This is a genomic window from Parabacteroides provencensis, from assembly GCF_900232875.1.
GTDB lineage: Bacteria > Bacteroidota > Bacteroidia > Bacteroidales > Tannerellaceae > Parabacteroides > Parabacteroides chinchillae.
On sequence record NZ_LT960488.1, the window covers coordinates 1,467,874 to 1,490,722 of the forward strand.

General features: G+C 41.1%; 17 protein-coding genes and 1 tRNA gene. 12 read left to right on the forward strand and 6 right to left on the reverse strand.

What is annotated here, in order from left to right; translation table 11 throughout:
* Nucleotides 1-171: 171 nt before the first annotated feature.
* The 4 genes from CTY47_RS06455 to CTY47_RS06470 all read left to right on the forward strand — a co-directional run bounded on the left by CTY47_RS06455 (nt 172) and on the right by CTY47_RS06470 (nt 6,959).
* On the forward strand, nt 172-3,039 hold the full coding sequence (locus tag CTY47_RS06455; RefSeq protein WP_099464106.1) for a GH92 family glycosyl hydrolase: 2,868 nt from the start codon (nt 172-174) through the stop codon (nt 3,037-3,039).
* A 116-nt stretch (nt 3,040-3,155) separates the two neighbouring features.
* On the forward strand, nt 3,156-4,301 hold the full coding sequence (locus CTY47_RS06460; RefSeq protein ID WP_099464107.1) for an alkaline phosphatase: 1,146 nt from the start codon (nt 3,156-3,158) through the stop codon (nt 4,299-4,301).
* A 49-nt stretch (nt 4,302-4,350) separates the two neighbouring features.
* Entirely contained in the window at nt 4,351-5,979 is a 1,629-nt protein-coding gene (locus CTY47_RS06465) for an MGH1-like glycoside hydrolase domain-containing protein (RefSeq protein WP_099463943.1), read from the forward strand.
* Nucleotides 5,980-5,981: 2 nt separating this feature from the next.
* Nucleotides 5,982-6,959: a metallophosphoesterase gene (locus CTY47_RS06470; protein WP_158228509.1), complete on the forward strand. Its 978-nt coding sequence runs from the start codon at nt 5,982-5,984 to the stop codon at nt 6,957-6,959.
* A gap of 240 nt (nt 6,960-7,199) precedes the next feature.
* On the opposite strand, the gene dusB is transcribed toward CTY47_RS06470, so the two are convergent.
* Nucleotides 7,200-8,189: a tRNA dihydrouridine synthase DusB gene (gene dusB / locus CTY47_RS06475; protein WP_099463945.1), complete on the reverse strand. Its 990-nt coding sequence runs from the start codon at nt 8,187-8,189 to the stop codon at nt 7,200-7,202.
* A 95-nt stretch (nt 8,190-8,284) separates the two neighbouring features.
* Between dusB and CTY47_RS06480 the strand changes: the two genes are divergently transcribed.
* The 4 genes from CTY47_RS06480 to dprA are packed head-to-tail and all read left to right on the forward strand — an operon-like array spanning nt 8,285 to nt 12,236.
* Nucleotides 8,285-9,394: an SGNH/GDSL hydrolase family protein gene (locus CTY47_RS06480; RefSeq protein WP_099463946.1), complete on the forward strand. Its 1,110-nt coding sequence runs from the start codon at nt 8,285-8,287 to the stop codon at nt 9,392-9,394.
* Between the two features lie 57 nt (nt 9,395-9,451).
* Nucleotides 9,452-10,711, forward strand: a complete 1,260-nt coding sequence (locus CTY47_RS06485) for a peptidase U32 family protein (protein WP_099463947.1) — start codon at nt 9,452-9,454, stop codon at nt 10,709-10,711.
* Nucleotide 10,712: 1 nt separating this feature from the next.
* Nucleotides 10,713-11,117, forward strand: coding sequence for an acyl-CoA thioesterase (locus CTY47_RS06490; protein WP_099463948.1), 405 nt, complete (start codon nt 10,713-10,715; stop codon nt 11,115-11,117).
* Nucleotides 11,118-11,120: 3 nt separating this feature from the next.
* A complete protein-coding gene (gene dprA / locus CTY47_RS06495) occupies nt 11,121-12,236 on the forward strand; it encodes a DNA-processing protein DprA (protein WP_099463949.1) in 1,116 nt (371 codons plus the stop codon).
* A 406-nt stretch (nt 12,237-12,642) separates the two neighbouring features.
* Here dprA and CTY47_RS06500 read toward each other — a convergent pair.
* The 4 genes from CTY47_RS06500 to CTY47_RS06515 form a co-directional block, all read right to left on the reverse strand.
* Nucleotides 12,643-12,724: transfer RNA gene (locus CTY47_RS06500), tRNA-Leu, on the reverse strand.
* Nucleotides 12,725-12,821: 97 nt separating this feature from the next.
* Nucleotides 12,822-13,847 carry a S41 family peptidase gene (locus tag CTY47_RS06505; protein WP_099463950.1) on the reverse strand — a complete coding sequence of 342 codons (1,026 nt, stop codon included), beginning with the start codon at nt 13,845-13,847 and terminating at the stop codon, nt 12,822-12,824.
* A 1-nt stretch (nt 13,848) separates the two neighbouring features.
* Nucleotides 13,849-14,721 carry a DUF3316 domain-containing protein gene (locus CTY47_RS06510; RefSeq protein WP_099463951.1) on the reverse strand — a complete coding sequence of 291 codons (873 nt, stop codon included), beginning with the start codon at nt 14,719-14,721 and terminating at the stop codon, nt 13,849-13,851.
* Nucleotides 14,722-14,724: 3 nt separating this feature from the next.
* A complete protein-coding gene (locus CTY47_RS06515) occupies nt 14,725-17,457 on the reverse strand; it encodes a DNA gyrase/topoisomerase IV subunit A (RefSeq protein ID WP_099463952.1) in 2,733 nt (910 codons plus the stop codon).
* Between the two features lie 344 nt (nt 17,458-17,801).
* On the opposite strand from CTY47_RS06515, the gene CTY47_RS06520 reads away from it, so the two are divergent.
* The 3 genes from CTY47_RS06520 (at nt 17,802) to CTY47_RS06530 (ending at nt 19,932) form a co-directional block, all read left to right on the forward strand.
* The gene (locus CTY47_RS06520) at nt 17,802-18,899 is read left to right on the forward strand and encodes a BF3164 family lipoprotein (protein ID WP_099463953.1); all 1,098 of its coding nucleotides are present in this window, start codon (nt 17,802-17,804) and stop codon (nt 18,897-18,899) included.
* Between the two features lie 197 nt (nt 18,900-19,096).
* Nucleotides 19,097-19,540 carry a cold-shock protein gene (locus CTY47_RS06525; RefSeq protein WP_099463954.1) on the forward strand — a complete coding sequence of 148 codons (444 nt, stop codon included), beginning with the start codon at nt 19,097-19,099 and terminating at the stop codon, nt 19,538-19,540.
* 26 nt (nt 19,541-19,566) lie between these two features.
* Nucleotides 19,567-19,932 (forward strand): RNA recognition motif domain-containing protein, encoded by a 366-nt coding sequence (locus CTY47_RS06530; protein ID WP_099463955.1) that lies wholly within the window; start codon nt 19,567-19,569, stop codon nt 19,930-19,932.
* 56 nt (nt 19,933-19,988) lie between these two features.
* Here the strand turns inward: CTY47_RS06530 and CTY47_RS06535 are convergent, their stop codons facing one another.
* Nucleotides 19,989-21,536 (reverse strand): ADP-ribosylglycohydrolase family protein, encoded by a 1,548-nt coding sequence (locus CTY47_RS06535; RefSeq protein ID WP_199163396.1) that lies wholly within the window; start codon nt 21,534-21,536, stop codon nt 19,989-19,991.
* 206 nt (nt 21,537-21,742) lie between these two features.
* On the opposite strand from CTY47_RS06535, the gene CTY47_RS06540 reads away from it, so the two are divergent.
* Nucleotides 21,743-22,843 carry an efflux RND transporter periplasmic adaptor subunit gene (locus tag CTY47_RS06540; RefSeq protein WP_099463957.1) on the forward strand — a complete coding sequence of 367 codons (1,101 nt, stop codon included), beginning with the start codon at nt 21,743-21,745 and terminating at the stop codon, nt 22,841-22,843.
* The last annotated feature ends 6 nt before the right edge of the window (nt 22,844-22,849 follow it).

The following is a 22,849-nucleotide window of genomic DNA, read 5'->3' on the forward strand; positions in this document are numbered from 1 at the left end:
CTCACTTTCTAAAATAAACGCGGGCTGTTTCATATTTATACTGAAACAGCCCGTTTTTTCCTCTGAAAAGAGATAAAATAAATAGGTAGTTTGACCTCATTTATTGTATATTATATATAACATTAAATCAAACAACACATCACCATGAAAAAAGCATTTCATATTATGGATATGAAACTAAAACAAACATTTCTACTTACTGCCATTGCCCTGTTTACGGCATGCAGCCAAGCGCCAAAAAATCCAATTGATTATGTCGATCCTTTTATCGGAACCGGTTTCCATGGACATACTTATCCCGGAGCAACCGCCCCGTTCGGAGGAGTACAGTTAAGTCCAGACACGCGTGTCGGCAATTGGGATGCTTGTTCAGGTTATCACTACAGCGACTCAACTCTTATCGGTTTTTCACATACCCATTTGAGTGGAACAGGCTGTATCGACTTAGGTGATATCCTTTTCCGCCCCTCTGTAAACACACCAATACCATTCTCACACAAAAACGAGGAAGCCAGGCCCGGCTACTATCGCGTAGAATTACCTGCAGCAGGTGTTACTGCCGAATTAACAGCCACCCCGCACGTCGGCATCCACCGCTATACATACAAAAAAGATCCTTCTAATGCCAAACTAGTAATAGACCTAACCCACATGCTGGATAATGAACGTCTATACGAATATGATCTGAAAAAAACCGGAGATAATGAAATTACCGGCATGCGTTGCACCGGCGGCTGGGTAGACAAACAATATATCTATTTCGTTGCTTCTTTCTCTCATCCTCTGAAAGCCGAAGAGGTAAGTGAAGGCGGAAAAATAATGACACTAACATTCGACCTGTCAGACAATGCACCCTTAGTTTGCAAAGTAGGCGTCTCCATAGTAAATGCCGATAATGCACGTGCCAATCTGGAGACCGAAACAGGAAGCAAAGGATTTGATTTCGACGCCATCTGCCAATCAACCCAAGCCGAATGGGAAAAAGAACTGGATGCCATCACAGTCGAAGGTGGCACCGACGCCCAAAAAACAAATTTCTACACTGCCCTTTATCATAGCAAAATAATACCTAACATTGTGAACGATGTAAATGGAGAGTACAGACGCCATGATATGACAATAGGCAAAATCCCTGCCGGGCACCGCGAGTTCTCGACATTTTCTACTTGGGACACTTTCCGTGCATGGCATCCGATGATGACCCTGCTCGACACCGCTTTAGTGAACGACATGGTGGTTTCGCTTCTTAACATGTATGACGCCAGCGGAGAACTCCCGCTCTGGCCTCTTTCCGCCGGAGAAACAGGGACGATGATAGGTTACCACTCTGTTTCTATCATTGCAGATGCCTACATGAAAGGCGTACGGGGTTATGATGTGGAAAAAGCTTTCGAGGCAATGAAAGTTTCCGCCGAAAAGAATAAAAAAGGAGCCGGTTATTATATTACCAACGGCTTTATCCCTTCCAATATCAAAAAAGAATCTGTTTCTTGCCTTTTAGAATTTGCTTATGACGATTGGTGCATTGCCCAAATGGCAAAAGATTTAGGAAAGACAGACGATTACAACACGTTTATCAACCGTTCGCAAAACTTCATCAATGTATTTGACGGAAGCACCAAGTTCTTCCGCGGCAAACGTGCCGACGGAAACTGGGAGGCACCCTTCAATCCCTCTGCTATCGGCCGCTCGTACACCGAAGCCACCGCATGGCAATACCGTTTCTTCGCCCCTCACGATGTAAACGGAATAGTGCAGTTATTTGGCGGACGCGAAAACTTTATTGCAAATCTAGATAGTCTGTTTACCGTTTCATCTGAAGTTGACGGAGAATTATCAGACGTTACCGGATTGATCGGACAATATGCACACGGCAACGAGCCTAGTCATCACATGGCTTACTTGTACTGTTATGTAGGCGAACCTTGGAAAACACAGGAATGGACACGCCGTTTACTGAACGAAATGTATCAACCTACTCCTGAAGGTATTATTGGTAACGAAGACTGTGGCCAGATGTCAGCCTGGTATATTCTGAGCAGCCTCGGATTTTATTCCGTATGTCCGGGATCTAACCAGTATGTGCTGACTTCTCCATTATTTGAGAAAGCAACCATAAAGCTGGGCAATGGCAAAACCCTGGTGGTTACCGCCAACGAGCCGAAGCGCAATAAATACATCACAAAGGTAATGCTGAACGGTGAAGAGATAAAAACATGCTTTATTACCTACGATCAATTAATGCAGGGCGGCCTGTTAGATTTCACATTAACGGCTACTCCCGACAAACATTGGGGAACACAGCCGGAAGATGCCCCCTACTCGTTCACTACTAAGCCAACCGTTTCCATTCCTTATATCTCGGAAGATCTAGATTTGTTTGAAGAGGAAATTACAGCCCAATTAAAGTCTGCCACAACAGATGCGGTTATTCATTTTACATTGGATGGTACGGAACCAACCGAGCAGTCACCCATTTACTCCGCACCCATACAATTGAAAGAGTCTACGACCATCAAGGCAAAAGCCTATAAAGAAGGGTTCGAACCCAGCCGTACTTACACTATCACCGCCACAAAGTCGGTTCTTCGCCCGGCTTCTCCGGTAAATCCTTCACAACATGGCGTTTCTTACAAATATTATGAGGGAGAATATCAACTGGTTGCCGACCTGTTACGTTCCAAAGTGGTAGAAGCAGGCACGATGCCCGAACCATCCATCAGAAATACAAAACAAGAAGACCATTTCGGATATATTTTCGAAGGCTATTTATATATACCCGAAGACGGGATCTATGAGTTTGCCACTCGTTCGGACGACGGCAGTGTGCTCCTGATCGACAAAGAAGAAGTAGTAAACAATGACACTTCGCATGCAGCCATTCAGGCTACAGGCCGTATTCCGTTGGCAAAAGGTTATCACCCCTTCACCCTTCTTTATTTTGAAGATTATGAAGGCGAACACCTGAGCTGGGGATGGAAAACACCCGGAGCAACGAAACTGGAAGCAATCCCGGCCAGTAATCTGTACGTCAGATAAAGCCGGAAAAGAGGAAAAAAGGATTGCCGGCCAACAGAACCTTCCCGCACACATGCATGAGCATTTTGTCGGTTAAATTTGAAATAAAAAACACAAACGACATAAATAATTCAAGTATGAAAAGAAATGTATTCATTGCGATAATCGCATCTATCGTTGCCTTTGCGGGCATCATCCCGAACTGTACGGCACAAAGCCGCCGCGACAAAGAACAGACTTACGTGTTGAAAACACCCTATGCTGTTGAAAAAATAACTCCGCCCCAAGGCAAAAAGATAAAGAACGTCATCCTGATGATTGGCGACGGAATGAGTTTGATGCACGTATACTCGGCATGGACAGCCAACCGCGGCCATCTATGGCTGGACAACTGTCAGACCGTAGGCTTGTCTAAGACCTATTGTGCCAATAAACTAATAACCGATTCGGGAGCCGGCGGAACAGCTCTGGCCACAGGACATAAGACAAACTATCATATGGTAGGTGTAGACCCCGAAGGACGTCCGCTGGAATCACTATGCAAATTGGCAAACAAAAAAGGACTATCCAGCGGCGTGGCCGTTACCTGCCGCTTGTGGGATGCAACCCCGGCCGACTTCTGTTGTCATAACACCGACCGTGACGCCGAAGCTGCCATCGTTACAGATTATGTAAACTGCGGCGTAGATTATGTATTTGGCGGCGGATCAAAACTATTTGAAAATCGTGAAGACGGTCGCGACCTTTTCAAAGAATTACGCGACAAAGGATATCAAACCCCACGCAGTTGGGAAGAACTGGCAGGCATTCAAAAAGGCAAAGTATTCTGCGTAACCGACACAGTAGATACTCCGCTTCCTGCCGAACGCGGCGATTTGCTGGCACGTGCATCCATGAAGGCGATCGAATTATTGAATCAGAACCCTCAGGGCTTCTTCCTTATGATAGAAGGCTCTCAGCTGGATGACTATGGACACTTCAACGATCTGGATCTGCTGATGCAGGAGACACACGACTTCGACCGCACCGTAGGCCGCGTAATGCAATGGGCTGCACAAGACGGCGAAACGCTGGTAGTAGTAACAGCCGACCACGAAACAGGAGGCCTTACCCTGGTTGACGGCGATCTGGACGAAGGCCGTATCGTATGCAAGTTCTCTACCGGAGGACATAGCGGTGTAATGGTTCCTGTCTATAGTTTCGGCCCCGGATGCGAAAACTTCACAGGAATTTTCGAAAACACAGATGTTATGAAGAAGATCAAAACCCTGATGGGACTCTAATATTATTCATATTTGATTATATTTGTTCAAATTCTAAATACCGAAAAATATGACTACAAGACGAAATTTCCTGAAACAATCTCTTCTCGCCGCCAGTGCAACAGCTATTCCGGCAAGCAGCCTGCTGGCACAAAGCAAGACGGAAGAAGATATTCCCAAGTATCGCCTTCCTTACAAAAATACATATCTGAAAGAACCCCTGGTTACAGAGAACGAATATCGCATAGCCTCTCCCGAAACAACTGTACCGGGCTCGTTTGCAGAAGCAAAAAAAATACTACCAGAACCCATCTGGGACGGACATGCCAAAGAATTGGAAATGTACTGGAAAGCATGGGAAATAGGAGTGCGCAACATCAAAGCCCCCGAAGCCGGCTCCGGATTCGTTTCCAGCTACATTGACACGGCCTACAACGGTAATATCTTTATGTGGGATTCCGCCTTCATCACGATGTTTGCCCGTTACGGCACACGTTTTTTCCCATTCCAGCGCACATTGGATAACTTCTACGCAAAACAGCATCCCGACGGATTTATCTGTCGCGAAATCAAATCGGACGGAGCCGATTGCTTCGAACGTTATGACCCTACCAGCACAGGCCCCAACATTCTGCCCTGGAGCGAAATGATTTATTACAAGCAATTCGGAGACACCGAACGCTTGCATAAGATATTCCCCGTACTCTGCGCCTACTACAAATGGCTCAAGCTGAACCATACCTGGCGTAACGGAACCTACTGGAGCAGCGGCTGGGGAACGGGAATGGATAACATGCCCCGCGTACAACCGGAATATAATATGATTTACAGCCACGGCCACATGATATGGCTGGATGCAACCCTGCAGCAATACTTCATAGCAGGTTTATTACTTGAAATGGGGTTTTACTTGGAACGCTGGCAAGAAATTGAAGATTTTGAAGATGAACAGAAGATGCTGAAAGCCTATATCAACGAAAACTTATGGGATGATAAAGAAAAATGCCTGTTCGACCAATACCGCGACGGCTCCCTCTCATCCACAAAAGGTATCTATGCCTACTGGGCACTGCTTACCGATGTGCTTCCCAAAGAACGCCTGGACGCATTTGTTGCCGAACTGGATAACAAAGAAACCTTTAACCGCCCTCACCGTATACCTTCATTAGCAGCCAATAATGCAAAATACAAAGCCAACGGACGCTACTGGCAAGGCGGTGTATGGCCCGGAGCCACTTATATGGTGCTAACAGGACTGGCAGACAAAGGCTACCGTAAGATGGCCTACGACATCGCAACGAATCATTATAATAACGTATTCGGCGTTTATAAAAATACCGGAACATTCTGGGAATATTATGCACCCGAGACTATGGAACCGGGATTTATGGCACGCCCCGACTTTATTGGCTGGACAGGGCTACCCCCTATTGCCGTCTTGATCGAACATATCTTCGGCATCCGTTCCAATGTATATGATAAAAAGATGACCATTGATGTAAACTTAACAGAGAGCTACGGCATTAAACGCTATCCGTTCGGCACCGAAGGTCTGGTTGACATTAAAGTGAAGCCACGTACTTCTGCTACCCAGGAACCGCAAATCGAAATCAGCAGTAACACACCTTTCGAACTGACTGTTCTATGGGGAGATAAACAAAAAGTTATAAACATCAAAGAAGGAACACAAACTGTATGAACATGAAATATCTATTGATGACAGTCTTATCGGCCTTATGTATATCTTATTTGAATGCACAAGAACAAAAACCCGAACGAGACGTCACAGTCGTGATAGCCGGAGATTTGCATTTTGACTTTCCGCCGGAAACAGACCAATACTACCATGTAGTAACCATGAATCGCATCGAGAACAATTTTACTTTCCCCCAAAATGCAGCACCGGGTATTGCAGGAGAGAAGGTAAAAAAGCTGGACGGCGTTATTCTTGCCGGTGATATGTTCGACAAAGCCCGTCCCGAAATCCTGTCTCTTTACCGTCAACGTTACGAAACGGGTGATGGCGAAAAAACCATTCATTACACAGTCTATCCCGGCTTGGGCAACCATGACATCGATCCGGGTGTATCGGATAAAGTATTTGATAATCTGAAAGGACGTGCTTTCACGTTGCATTATATCGACTCTATCCTGAATGACAAGCTGGCAAAAAAGGAAATCCTGAACCTGCATCCATCCAGCCGTAGTTATTCTTGGAATATTGGTGATGTTCATTTTGTACAGGCACAACGCTTCTCCGGAGATACCGCCTATTGCGAAAGTAATCTGGACTGGCTTGCCAACGATCTCAAAACGTACGCTTCTGACAGAAATCCGGTCGTATACATCCAACATTACGGTGTAGACAAATGGGCAATCAAATGGTGGCCTCAACAGGAGCGTGATCGTTTGTTCGATATTTTGGATCAATACAATGTAGCTGCATTTTTAGTAGGACATACTCATACGGCTTCCCTGCAACATTATCGCGGCTACCCAATCTATCAGGTAAACAATGCCTGGCCGGACAAAGACGGTAATGGCTCTTTTGCCGTACTACGCATCAAAGGAAATGCAGTTTCCATTGCTTCCTGCCGTTGGACGGATGATAAAGGAAATTTTAAAGTTGTAGCCCCGTATCAGAATGAAGTGTTACCATTAAACATTAAAAAGAAATAGTTACAGACTAACCGTTATAAAAAAGCCGTACTGCAAAATTACAGTACGGCTTTTTTATGCTTCCCAAAGAAACAGTCATCCCGACTCCCTCCTGCAAAGACTTGTTAACCTTAGATCTAAAATACTATGAAAAAAACTCGATGCAAATATAAAATGATTTACATAAAAAACAATAGAAAATATATCATTTTATTGTAAAATTACTATATTTATATTTCATTTTGATATATATCAACAACTCTATTTGATGATTCCGAACTTTTCAGGTATAATATCTATAATTCCGAATAATTCTTCCACTGTTTCGGCACGCAACATGGCAACACGAGTTTGTTTAAAATCAGTAATTCCTTTGAATAAAGGAGTAGCAGCCAGATGACGGCGTATATGCAATATACCGCGGCGTTCGTCCAGACGCTCTACACTTTGCAACACTTGTTGTTTTAAAATATTCAAGTACCAACTGAAAGGTTCCTCCGGCAACAACTCTCCTGTATGAAGGAAATGTTTTACCTCTCTGAATATCCATGGACGACCAATACTTCCCCTGCCTATCATAACACCATCCACTCCATAAGTATCAAAACATTGTTTGCACCCTTCGGCAGAAGTAACATCTCCATTCCCAATAATAGGGATATTCATACGTGGGTTATTTTTCACTTCACCGATCAATGTCCAGTCCGCCTCTCCCGTATACATTTGCGCCCTCGTTCTCCCATGAATAGAAAGGGCGGCAATACCGCAATCCTGCAATTGTTCGGCAATATCTACTATAATCTTATTGTCTGCATCCCACCCTAAACGTGTTTTGACAGTAACCGGAATATTTACAGCTTTTACTACTTCACGCGTAATTTGCAACATCAAAGGTATATTGCGTAACATACCCGCGCCAGCTCCCTTTCCTGCAACCTTTTTAACGGGACAACCAAAATTAATATCTAAAATATCCGGACGGGCAGCTTCACAAATACGGGCAGCTTCAACCATCGACTCCACATCTTTTCCATATATCTGAATAGCGACCGGCCGTTCATCTTCAGCAACCTGTAATTTCTGCTGCGTCTTATTTACGCTACGGATCAAGGCATCACTAGATACAAATTCCGTATAAACCATATCCGCTCCGAAACGTTTACACATTAACCGAAAAGAAATATCCGTCACGTCTTCCATCGGGGCAAGAAATACCGGGCGCTCACCTAAATCAATAGTACCTATCTTCATATCTATATATAACTCTTCTTTTTACAATTGCAAAAATACAGCTTTTCCGGCAAGAATACGGTATATTTGCACGTCTAACATATTAAATCATACGTATGAAAAGAATTGATATTTTATTATTACTCCTAATAGGAAGTATTTTTTGTACAACCGAAGTTTATGCACAGCAAAGCACTTTTATTCCGGCCGACAACTCAAATATTCTATATACCGGTCGTGTCAGTTTCCAAAATCCCAAATCTCCGGCATTCACTTATCCTGGGGTACAAATCATAATAAACTTCGAAGGCACTTCCCTCTCTATGAGAGTAAAACCGCACAGCGGATATTTCACGGTAGAACTTGATGGTGGTAAACCTTTTAGAGTTACATCTATGGAAAACGACAGTATTCTTCCGATAGCCAGCCATCTTTCCAAGGGCAAACACAAAGCTGTAATCATGTTAGCCTACGAAGGAAGGGATTTCCGTCCTGAATTCCGCGGATTTTATCTGGATAAAGGGATGAAATTATTACCACCTCCAGCCCTGCCGGAAAAGAAAATCGAATTTATCGGAAACTCCATTACCTGCGGATACGGTATAGAAGCGGAAGCTGAGAGTCCCTTTGACTATAAAGATGAAAACTTCTATTATACCTACGGAGCAACAACAGCCCGGGCGTTTAACGCACAACATCAGGTTGTAGCAAAATCCGGTATCGGTGTATATCGCAATTATGGTGATTCGATAGAGGGCTCAGCCGGCACTTGTCTTCCTGATTTGTATTACCAAACACAATTCATGGACAGTACTGAAACATGGGACTTTTCCCGATATATACCAGATGTAATTTGTATCAATCTCGGAACAAACGACGTATCAAATAACACGTATGATACCGGCAAACTAAAAAATGCCTATGTTAATTTTATCCATGATCTTCGTAGTTATTATCCCAAAGCAAAGATCGTTCTTCTGAGTGGTGTTATGTTGAATGGTAAACCATTGAAAGACGTAAGAAATGCCATGGATCAAGCGCTTGCTAAACTTAAAACCGAAGGATACACCAATGTCTATCGTTTTGACATGACCCCGCAAGACGGTTCACTTGGCTATGGTTCCGGTTGGCATCCTTCAATGAAACAACATAAAAAAATGGCTAAAGAGCTTGTAGGCTTTCTCCAGACAATTACCGGCTGGGAAGTGGTACAGCCTGTCATGTAGGCAATTCCAAAAATAACGTGTATCTTTGTGAGGTAAATATTTAATTCAGAGAGAACATTGAACGAGAAAAATTTTGAAATAATGGCGCCAGTAGGTTCTTACGAATCTTTAATGGCAGCCATACAGGGAGGTGCCGATTCTATTTATTTCGGGATTGAGGGACTGAACATGCGTTCCCGCTCCTCCAACAATTTCACAACAGACGATTTACGCCGTATCGTCTCCATTTGTCGTGAACACGGAATCAAAAGTTACCTAACCGTAAACACTGTTATTTACGGAGAAGACATCCCTTTGATGCGCGAAATTATCGATGCAGCAAAAGCTGCCGGAATTTCCGCTGTAATTGCAGCAGACGTAGCTGCAATGGATTATGCCAACAGTATCGGGCAAGAAGTACATTTATCCACTCAATTGAACATTTCCAACGTAGAAGCATTAAAATTTTATGCCCGTTTTGCAGATGTGGTAGTGCTGGCACGTGAATTGAACTTGAAACAAGTAAGCGATATATACAAACAGATCGTAGAACAACAGATCAAAGGTCCCAAAGGAGAATTGATCCGCATCGAAATGTTTGCTCATGGAGCCTTATGCATGGCCGTCTCAGGTAAATGCTATTTAAGCCTGCACGAAATGAATGCTTCGGCCAACAGGGGAGCTTGTATGCAGATATGTCGTCGTGCCTATACAGTGAAAGATAAAGACAGCAATGTTGAGCTGGACATAGAAAATCAATACATCATGTCTCCAAAAGACTTAAAAACGATCCATTTTATGAATAAAATGATGGATGCCGGCGTACGAGTCTTTAAGATAGAAGGACGTGCCCGCGGGCCGGAGTATGTGCGTATTGTTACCGAATGCTACAAAGAAGCCGTACAAGCCTATTGCAACGGTACTTTTAATGAAGAAAAGGTAGACGAGTGGGATCAACGGCTAAAAAGTGTCTTTAACCGCGGTTTCTGGGACGGTTACTATTTAGGACAACGCCTGGGTGAATGGAGTAGTAAATATGGTTCGGGAGCCACTAAAAAGAAAGTATACTTAGCCAAAGGTATTAAATATTTCAGTGGATTGGGAGTTGCCGAATTTGAAATGGAATCAGGCAAATTGAATGTAGGAGACGAAATTCTGATTACCGGACCCACGACCGGGGCTGTCATGCAGACAATAAACGAAATCCGCGTCGACATGAAACCGGTACATGAAACCGTAAAAGGTGAACGTTTTTCATTCAAAGTCAATGAGAAAATACGTCCTTCCGACCGACTTTATAAAATGGAACCGAATATCATTATAAATGAACTGAAATAACATGAAAGAATATGTTTTTAAACTGACAGATAAAGTACGCGACTACGAATGTGACCTGCAGGGGGTTGTAAATAATTCCAATTACCAACATTATATGGAACATACACGTCATGAATTTCTGGAATCGCTGGGAGAAAACTTCGGTGCCATGCATGACAAAGGCATAGATGGTTTCGTATCGCGGGTAGAGATACAATACAAAACATCACTTAAAAGCGGTGACAGTTATATCTCCGGCCTGAATGTATACAAAAAAGGGGTAAAACTCGTATTCGAACAGGATATTTACCGGGCGTCAGACGGTGCCCTCGCAACTAAGGGCATTGTAGAATCTGTCATTGTACAAGATGGCAAATTAACCAGGGGAGAGTATTTCGACGAAATGCTGAAACGATTGAACAAGTAATACATGACAAACAAACTGATTTACCAAATAAGCCTGACTATGATAAACGGGGTGGGAGATATCCTGGCCCGCCATCTTTTAGAAACATTCGGAGATCCCGAGGCTATCTTTTCAGAGAAAAAACAAACATTGGAAAAAGTACCGGGTATAGGAACACTGTTAGCAGCAGAGATCAAGCGTCCGGAGGTATTCCTAAAAGCCGAACAGGAACTGGCCTTTATAGAAAAGAATAATATCACCCCCTACTTCCTGACAGACAACGAATATCCGGAACGTTTGAAGCAATGCCCGGACGCTCCGGTTTTATTTTATTTTAAAGGAAATGCCAACTTAAACCAGAAGCATATCATCAGTATCGTGGGGACACGCCATTCAACTGACTACGGACGCGAATTAACAGCCGGATTAATCGATAAAATGGCAAGTCTTTTACCAGATACGCTAATTGTTAGCGGACTGGCCTACGGTATAGATATCTGTGCTCACAGAAATGCATTAAAGAATCAATTGGCAACGGTAGCTGTCCTCGCGCACGGACTAGATCGCATTTATCCCTCTATACATCGCAATACGGCAATAGAGATGCTACCACAGGGTGGTCTTCTCACCGACTTTCCCAGCAAAACAGAACCAGACAAACCTAATTTTGTAAAGCGCAACCGGATTGTCGCTGGGCTGGCGGATGCAACTATCGTTATCGAATCTGCCGACAAAGGAGGGTCTTTAATCACTGCCGATATTGCTTTTTCGTATGGCAGAGATGTTTTCACATTTCCCGGAAGAGTTACAGACACACATTCCAAAGGATGCCATTTGCTAGTCAAACAAAACAAAGCAGGTCTTATCACCTCTGCCGAAGACCTGATATCAGCCATGCGCTGGGATATACCTCAACAAAAACAATCCGGCGCTATACAAACCGAACTGTCCTTTCCCGAAAGGGAAGATTTCGCCCAGATACAATCATTACTTAATGAAAAGAAAGAACTTCATATTAACCAGCTGGCGCTTCATCTGGACATAGCAGTCCATCAATTATCCGGAATTTTATTTGAAATGGAAATGAATGGAATAATTAAAACAATGCCGGGCAATATCTATGCACTGGTTAAAAATTAAATAATCGCCTTACAGGATATTTATTTGCAATCTCTGTAAGGCGATTATACCTATATAAAAAATTAAAGGTTGTCTCCCGACAACCCCTAACCAACTTTGTTAACCTTAAATCTAATACTATTATGAAAAAACCACATTGCAAATATACATTCCAAAAACCTTTTTGTCAAGCGTTTTCCGAATAATATATGTTAAGCCCCAAAGCCCCTATAGCCAAAAAGTGTTAGTCTGTATAAAACTACATACAATAGAACTAAAAACGTTTAAATTTAACATTTAAAGTCAGCATTTCAAAGTAAAAAATGTACGTAAATTTATATCCGCAATTTTAATATACTTCCCAAGATAAAAAGGTATGAAAACAAAAAATCCCTCTAAGAATATCTTAGAAGGATTTTGCATTTTGTGCGGCTGAAGGGACTCGAACCCCCACGCCGTGAAGCACCAGATCCTAAGTCTGGCGTGGCTACCAATTACACCACAGCCGCTTTTGATTGCGGTGCAAAGGTAATTCTTTTTTAATAATACACAAATATTTCAGACAAGTTTTTATGACAAAAGTAAAGTTTTACCATTTACACCTTTTTATTTGTCACTTGTCTGTTCTTTAAGGAAAGATATTGCAGACTCTATCAGAGTATCTTTTCCACGCTGGACATCGCCCGAAGTCATCTGGACATTAATATCCGGATTAATGCCAAATTCTGTATTCTGCTTACTTGCATCGAGCATCGGAGAAGCAGAAAATCGGACACTCCACCCATTTGGAAGTTCAGAAGTAAATGGCAAGCCACTTCCACCTCCGGTTCTGTCTCCAATTACCGTAACATAAGGCATCAGCATCATTTTCTGCACAAAGTCATTTGCAGAACTAAAACAATGACGGTTTGTTAACACCACAGTAGGGCGTAACCAACGTACGTGATCCATCGTTGGAGATAAATAGATAGGATAAGGATCGGAAAAATCGGCATGGCCTTTACCCGTTTTGTGCTGTATATATCCTGTCAGCATCCTTTCTTCCATAAAACGGGCAGCAATACGATCGGCATAAGTCAATGAACCTCCTCCATTATCCCGTACATCAAAAATGAGCCCCTTACAATCTTTAAAATACAAGAACATTTCATCCAAGTTAGCTTCACCTACCCCACTAGAAAAACTGCCATAATAAACATACCCGAATTCGTCATCTGCCAACCGGGTATATTTCAATCCGCCTGCAATTTTATAATTAGTACCTAAATAACGGCTTTGTATATCTTTATAAAAATTCGGAGCATAATCTTCATACCAAGCCCAGTAACGGGACATATCAAAAGATGATATAAGGTTTGTATGTCCATCTTTCAGTTCGTTCAGCATACTTGCCAAAACATCAAACATGGTATACCGGCTCATTGTATCCGAAATCTGTACACGGTAACGTTCATGCACTTCATCCCAATCAATATCCTTATATTCAAAAAAACAATAGTTTTCATCCACGATCTTCCATAAAGCCTCAAAATTAGCTGTCGGAGATGAAACGTATTCATCTGCTTTTTCACATCCTGAAAACAGAATAACAGGCAAAAGCAAACCGTACAATATATAGTATCGTATTTTCATTCTAATAATAAGTACTCTTGTATGTGTGTTTATTGTTCATTGCGCGTTTACCTCCGAAAGCCACAAATTCCTTTACGAAACCGAGCATAAAAGTATGCGTTATAATATGACTGCTTATCTGATTTACATCTGTCTGGTAACGACTATTCAAATACCCCATCCGAATTGTCAGACAGCCTACCGGAAAATCGGCAGTAATATAATGTTTCATAGCAAACTTATTATGGAAAGAATTGAAATGAACCATCCCCGAATTATTTCCTAACCCGAACATCTCATAATATGATTGGTTATAATGTGGTGCAAAAGAAATCCCTGCAAACGGCACCATCAGCTGGTAACGGAATGTGATAGGATAATTTCTGACCCGAAAATTATAAATTGCCATTCCGGACAGGTTCAAACCGATATCGGCTTTTGCCGATACCGGATTATTTGTGTTTCGTGTATTATAAATACATCCGGCCAATAAATGTCCGGCTCCTCCCGCCAATAATTTTAATCCGGGTACAAAAACGGGGAAATTATAATAATACCCTAAAGTATAATCCAAGAACAAAGCATAATCTATCGCACTTCCCGCCGGGTTAAGTGTCTTTCCACCATCCAGACTCACAATTTGTTGACGGGTTACCTTATAATTTGCCAGTTTGACTCTTTTCATGCGTTCATCCATGACACGCAAAGTCCAGCCAGTATAATTAACTTCATTTCCCGGTGTCAGATACGTATCCATTAAATGCATTCGTCCCGCCCCGATCATCGTTCCTTCATTTACCGTCCAATAGTCCTCTTTTTCTTCCGACTGTGCCACCACAGGCAAAATCGCCACAAAAAGAAAATATCCCGTCAGCAAACCAATTATTCGTCTCATAGGCTATTTTTCAAATAAATTCATCTGTCCTGTAATTTCGTCCAGAATATCTGAATCGCTTTTTCCATCGGCTTCCTCATCCTGTTCATTTCCATTATTTTTCTCTTCATGATCTCCTTGTTCCTTAGACGAAATAAAACGTACCGGCTCCAGTTCATTAATAGTTTCCACTCCAAATGTTGTGATACGCTTTCCTTTCGCTTTAAATCCCTTCACCGCAATGAACTCTTCTGCATCCAGCACCAAAGGTTCACGGAAAGAATCCAAGCCGCCAAATATCACTTCAAAACGGGGATAAGCTTCATCTGTCAGAATAAACAAACGGTTTTTCGGATTTTCACCCAGGAAATTCTGTTTCCGGCTACCGGCTTCCAATTGAAACCGTTTCAGATAAGGATAATTCTGATCGGCATCATAAAGTGCTGCAGTCCAGACTTTATTAGAATCAAATTTTTCAATTATGAGGATATTGGTATCGTAATGATTACTCAGATCAAAGTTTGTCGTATAGAAATCTCCATTTTGCAAAATTACTAAAATCTGGTCATCGCTCTGGAATTCACCCAGTTCCTCTCCGCGCCCATCATAATTCAGACGTAAAACATCCCGGTCAAACCAGACCTGGCGGCCTCCCAAAGTAGAAGAACCTTTCTGTTTCAAAGAAATCTTATGTATATCTGCTTTTGTCAGGATATTACCCATCGAAGCACGTCCTTTAATGGCAATATCACTAAAATCCTTTTCAAACACAAGCAACTTCTGGCGAGGCTTAGGTTTCAGTATCACTTTAATTGTCTCTGCTTCTCCATTCGGATTAGCACTGAAATAAAGTACGCGCGAGCCTTCCGTACCTTTTGTTACATCATATTCTTTATCACGCGTAACACCTGTTACGGCAAAGCGTTTGATAAAATTACAACCGGCCTTGCCGTCACGATACACAACATTGTAAATCGTACGGTTATCATTACGTTTAAATACATTTACGTATAAAATATCTTTGCCGACAAACATTTTATCGCTAACCTTCACCACTTTATAAGTGCCATTCCGGTAGAAAATTATAATATCGTCTATATCGGAACAGTTACAAATATATTCATCTTTCTTCAGCCCCATGCCTATAAATCCTTCGGCACGGTTAATATATAATTTTTCGTTAGCTTCAACAACTTTGGTCGCTTCAATCGTATCGAAACTGCGCACCTCTGTCATACGCGGATAATTCTTGCCATATTTCTCTTTCAGCATAGCAAACCAATCGATAGTATACGCTACAATATTATTCAAATGATTAGTAATACGCGCTATCTCTTCCTTAATCTGGGCTATCAGGCTATCACATTTATCCGAGTTAAATTTCAGGATACGTCCCATCTTGATTTCCATTAATTTCAGGATATCGTCACGGGTTACTTCCCTTATGAAATTTGGTTTAAACGGCTCCAGACGTAAGTCTATATGAGCTATTGCCGCATCCATATCTTTTGCCTCTTCAAATGCTTTATCTTTATAAATACGTTCTTCTATAAAAATTCGTTCCAAAGAAGCGAAAAATAATGCCTCTTCCTGCTCCATTTTCTGGATTTCCAGTTCGGTACGTAACAACACCAACGTGTTATCCGTTGAATGACGGAGCACATCGCTCACTGTCAAAAAATGAGGTTTTTCGTCCTTAATAATACAACAATTCGGCGAGATGCTAATTTCACAATCCGTAAATGCATAAAGTGCATCAATTGTCTTATCAGATGATACACCGGCTGCCAAATGCACCAGTATTTCCACATTCTTCGCCGTATTATCATCGACTTTCCGGATTTTAATTTTACCCTTATCGTTCGCCTTCAGGATCGATTCTATCAAAGTAGAGGTAGTACGCCCGTATGGTATTTCAGTAATGACAAGAGTCTTATTATCCAGTTTATTGATTTTGGCACGAACCTTTACAGATCCCCCCCTCTCTCCGTCATTATATTTGGAAACATCAATATACCCTCCCGTCTGAAAATCAGGATAAAGAGCAAACCCTTCTCCTTTCAGGTAAGCAATCGAAGCATCTAAAAGTTCATTAAAATTATGTGGTAATATCTTAGAAGACAAACCTACCGCAATACCTTCCACTCCTTGTGCTAAAAGCAGGGGATATTTAATCGGAAGCGTTACCGGTTCTTTATTACGTCCATCATACGAAAGTTGCCAGGTTGTAGTTTTCGGATTAAAAACTGTCTCCAAAGCAAATTTAGAAAGACGAGCTTCTATATAACGGGGAGCTGCAGCGCCGTCTCCCGTTAAAATATTCCCCCAGTTACCCTGGCAATCTATCAGCAGATCTTTCTGCCCTAATTGTACCAACGCATCACCAATTGAAGCATCGCCATGCGGGTGAAATTGCATCGTATGTCCCACGATATTAGCCACTTTATTATATCGCCCGTCATCCAGGCGTTTCATGGAGTGAAGAATACGGCGTTGTACAGGCTTCAACCCATCATTGATATGCGGAACAGCACGTTCCAAAATAACATACGATGCATAATCCAGAAACCAATCCTGATACATACCCGATAAATGGTAGGTCACACGTCCCTCCGTCTTTGTAGGCACTCTATATTCCGAATGGGTTTCCTGATTGGTTTCTTTTGATGTATCCTGGTTTTCGTCAGTTACCGACTGGCTGTCCGTCTCTTCTAACTCCTGTTTGTCTTCTTGTTCCGTAATATCTTCTGGTTTCATACAATCCTTTATAATAGGGTGTAAATATATAAAATATTACGGAAATAATAAAAACCGGAAGCTCCCCCATACAACATTTCCTTTTCAACGATTTTACAATCCCTACTTAATTGTATATTTTAAATCATCAGGATCATTTTATAAAACCATCGGGATGTTTTTGGAAAAACATCCCGATGGTTTAAAATAGAGTAAATACGCAAGATTAATAAATAAAGTTATAGAAGACAAATTAGACGAACATACTTTAATTTATTACGAATATTTCGTTTATATTGTACCGATTTTGCATTCACGTGATAAAACACATTAACTATCAATCTTAGATTAGTACAGCCCATCATATGAAAAAAACAAAAATAAAACACATTTCTGGTATTTCCCTTCTTTTTATTTCTGTATTTATATCAGGATGTACCCATGTACCCAATGAAACGATAAAGAACAATTCCTTTTCGGGAGAAATTATCAATATGGAAAATCAACCTGTTATTCAATCTCCTGTTTTAAAAGGATATCACATTCGTTTTAGGGAAGGTTACATAAAGCCTGCAGGCCGCATATTTGTCAAAGGAGATACGTGCATTGTAGAAAATGCAGTAACTCAAAATGAACCTTACTTTTTAGCTTATTCATTGTCAGAGAAAAAGAGAATAGGCAAGTTCGGAATAATAGGAAACGGACCGAATGAAATGTTATATCCCGATTTTTCCGGTTTCAGAAACTGTCCCGGTTTTATTGGCGAAGTTTATGATAGTGGCATTTGCAGGCATTTTTTGATCGACAAAGATTTTAATATACACTTAGACTCTATCTGGACAAATATCGGAGAAACAATGAAACTTGTTTCTTCAGGCAATATGTCCTACATGGCTAAAAATGAGACAAACGGAAATAGTTTATACTGTTACCATGCAGGGGATACGACAAAAACACGAATATATAATCTTGCGTTAGACCCTCAAGTACATGTATGGAGTGCCTATATAGGCAGTTTAGAAATTAATCCTGTCAGAAAGATATTAGTTTATGCTTACCAATATTTCCGGCAAATACATATCTTCAATTTAGAAACAAATACATGTACTATTATAAAGTATCCCGATCAGCATAAAAAACATAATGATATAAAAGACTGGCTGGATATAACCTCTGTATCATATTACTTAGATGTATCATTAGGAGAGCAATATATATATTGTCTATACAGTGGCAAAACTCCCAAAGAAGTTATTGAAGATGATAAAAAAGACAATAAATTTTGTTTTTCAATAGAACAATATGACTATGATGGAAACTATATCCGGACTATACAAATAAATAAACGGACTCGCTACCTCTCGGTTGATGAATCCCGAAATAAACTATACGTTTTGAGTGTTTTCGATGATGAACCTCTGTATGTATATGATTTACCACCTGTTAATACTCATAGAAAATGAATAATAATATAATCAAACAAAAATAAATCAAGAGTATTTTAAGTGAATAACAAAATAATATCCATACCTTTGTAACATTGACAACCGGGTTTATTCTGAATCTTCTTTGTAAGTGTTTAATTCCGTTTTACTGTAACAGCGGATTTTCCATTATCAAAATTGACATCATTTGTATACCCCTTTAAACAAATTAATTAATGGCTAAAAGAATAACATCCGGGAAACGGGAAAGAGAAAAACTAAAACAAACCAAAAGAGAAGAAAAGCTAAAGAAAAAAGAAGAACGCCTCAACAAGGGCAGTCGTTCTTTTGAAGAAATGCTTGCTTACGTGGATGAAAACGGACTTATCCACTCTACCCCCCAGGATATTATGCCTAAAGAAGAAATTGACGCTTCCGAAATCCTTGTATCGGTTCCAAAACAAACAGAGATAGAACAACCTACCGAATTTAATGGATTGGTAGAACATTTTAACAGCTCAAAAGGTTATGGTTTTATAATAGATACGGAAAGTAAAGAAAAATACTTCTTCCATATCTCTGCAGCTCCGGAAGAGATTGCAGAAGGCGACAAAGTGATATTTGAAATAGAACGTGGTACGCGAGGAATGAACGCCGTGCGAATCTCGATCATTAAATAAACAACAATTTTAATTTACAAAAGCAGATGAACATTTATGTTTCAAATTTAAGCTATGGCACAAGTAGTGACAGCTTACAGGATTTATTTTCACAGTACGGCGAAGTAACTTCAGCTAATATTATTACCGATAGAGAAACAGGGCGTTCACGCGGTTTCGGTTTCGTAGAAATGCCAGACGATAATGAAGGGCAAAAAGCTATTGAAGAGTTGAACGATACAAATTTTGAAGGCAAAACAATTTCAGTAAGCGTAGCACGTCCGAGAACAGAAAGACCTGCAGGTGGCGGATTCGGTGGCGGCCGCGGAGGTAATCGTGGTGGTTACGGAAATAACCGCGGTGGTGGTTATGGAAATAACAATCGTGATGATTATAGCCGTAGAAGATATTAATTCTTATTCATAACACAAAACGCCGTTCCGGATTTTCCTGAACGGCGTTTTTATTTCTATTGATAACGAACCGGTTCTTTCGGTTTATCCGAATACAGTACCAGATCATATACATTTATAGTTGCACCAGGCTGAGGGTTTAACCACTTAAAAGAAACCTTATGCACACCTTTAGGGAGTTGATACTTATAAAAAAGATCTTCCCGGCGACGAATCATGTCAGCCGGAAGCGGGGCCGTCTCTACCAATTCGCCATCAATATAAGTCTCTACCCGAGCTACATACTTAGGATCATTACTTGATACAGCGCCCGTAACCGCAAAACCGATTCCATCAAACTCAAATTCTTTCCAATCCTGCAGATTTTTATTAACTGATTCTTTTTTCACTGGATAATGACCGGCAAAACATTCCTCAAAAGCCACAGGTTCGGGTGTCTGACAATGTATAACTATTTCACCATCTTCTATTTTTCCACCATTCCGCTCTATCACTTGCAGAGCTTGATTATAACTTAGCTGATAAACTTTATTAAGAGAAATATCTGTATAAGCAAACGGCAAATCTTCTACTTCATATAAATTTTTCTTCCAATATTCCGGAATTTTACTATAACCTAACATCGTACCTAAAATTCCACCTGCCGAAGCCGGGTTACAGTCGGAATCAAAACCGCACCGGGTCGAAATTTCCAAAGTACGGGCATAATCTCCCTCACCATACAATAAACCGATCACAATATAAGCACTGTTTATGACAGCATCAATATTATAATAGTTAAACACACCATGAGGCGATCCTTTGTCATTATCCCACTTAATTTTACATTGAGCCCAGGCTTGTTTCCAATCGTCAGGATATTGTTTATGCCAACGGATTACATCCGTAATACATTGATAAAATGTACTTTCTTTCGGAATAATGTTGATTGCTTCGTTTACCACCTGTTCAATATCATCATAAACGAATGCCAACGAATACATCGCCCCAACAAAAACACCTCCATACCAACCGTTCCCATAATTCATGATATGTCCTATCCGGTCACATATTCCGGCTGCAGTATTAGGCATCCCCGGTGACATTAAGCCTGAAAAATCTGCTTCAATCTGAAAATCGATATCATCAGCATGCGGATTGCGCAACCAATGACCAGAAGCAGGAGGCATCGTTCCATTCAAAATATTATACCGTGCTGTTTGATTCGCAGCCCATAACATATAATCAGCATTTGCAAAAGCCATAGCAAAAGAATCGACCGGGGCATCCAATCCCAAACGATCAAATACCTGTACAAATGTCAGATCCATATATACGTCATCATAAAGCCCGGGAAAAGTATCGAAATAGCCTTTTATAGCACCATCAGGCCATAAAATATCCACATAATCGGGAATAAAGACGCCATTAAATTTAAACTCGGTTGGCCCGCCGAAAGTACAACCGATTGTTTGTCCGGCCCATCCTCCCTTTATCTTATCCAAAAGAGTCTCTTTACTCATTTTTTTCTCAATCCGGACAGGTTCCTTATTGCTTTTAACACACCCGATAAACAAAAACAAGCCAATGCATGCACAAAAGATGTTTAGTTGTTTTTTTTTCATAACAGTATTCATTTATTTGTAACAACATAACAATGAGCTACAAAAATAAAACAAAAAAGTATATTTTCACATACAGAAAACATAAACAAACAGGCAAAAAACAATATTAAGATTAAACCTTTTTACTTACAGCTCGTCTAAACTTCCAATCTGTTGCGTATCTTCGCAAAAACAATTGAGATTTACAGAAAAAGTAAGAAAAGATCATGACAAAAAGAGTTAAATGGAGTGTAACCAGTGCAATTATTTTGTTAATAATCGGAATGATTGTGTATCCTCAATTCAAAAGTAAATATATCGCATCTAAAGCCCAGAAAGATGTTACAATTCCCACACCGGGTGCAACTGCTCAAAAACGAACTCTGAATATTAATGCAGAAATCCTCAGATACCGAACGCTTACCGACAAGATATTAAGTACCGGCAGCACCTTGCCCGATGAAGAAGTAGATTTGGCTTTCGAGTCGTCCGGCAAAGTGGTAGCCATTTATTTTACTGAAGGAACCCATGTCAAAGCAGGTGACCTGCTGGCAAAAATAAACGACAAACCTCTGCAAGCTCAACTAAAAAAGCTCGAGGCTCAGGTTCCTTTGGCAAAAGACCGCGTATATCGCCAGCATACTTTACTTGAAAAAGATGCTGTAAGCCAAGAGGCGTATGAACAGGTTGCCACCGAATATGAAAAACTAATGGCCGATATAGAACTGGTAAAAGCCAATATCGCTCAAACCGAATTGCGCGCGCCGTTCGACGGTATTATCGGACTTCGCTCAGTCAGCGAAGGAGCCTACGTTACATCATCTTCCTCCGTTATTGCCAAACTGACCAAAATATCTCCTTTAAAAATAGAATTTTCCATACCCGAAAGCTATGCCTCCGAAGTAAAAGACGGCTCCCCAATCGTGTTCCGTATGGAAAAAGATGGCCTGTTACACGATTACAAGGCTACTGTATATGCAGTAGAAAGTAAAGTAGACACAGACACCCGTACTTTACGGGTCAGGGCAACCTATCCTAATACCGGCGAATCGATATTGCCAGGACGTTATACCTCTGTAGAAATTACCCGGCGCGAAATTAAAGATGCCCTTGCTATTCCCAGTGAAGCTCTGATCCCGGAAATGGGAAAAGATATCGTTTATCTTTATAAAAGCGGAGTTGCCGAGCCTGCAGAAGTAAAAATAGGATTACGTACGGAAGACCGTGTACAGATATTGAGCGGATTAACATCCGGAGATACATTAATCGTATCCGGAGTAATGCAGTTGCGTACAGGAATGAAGGTATCTATTGATAATCTAGATTAACAAAAG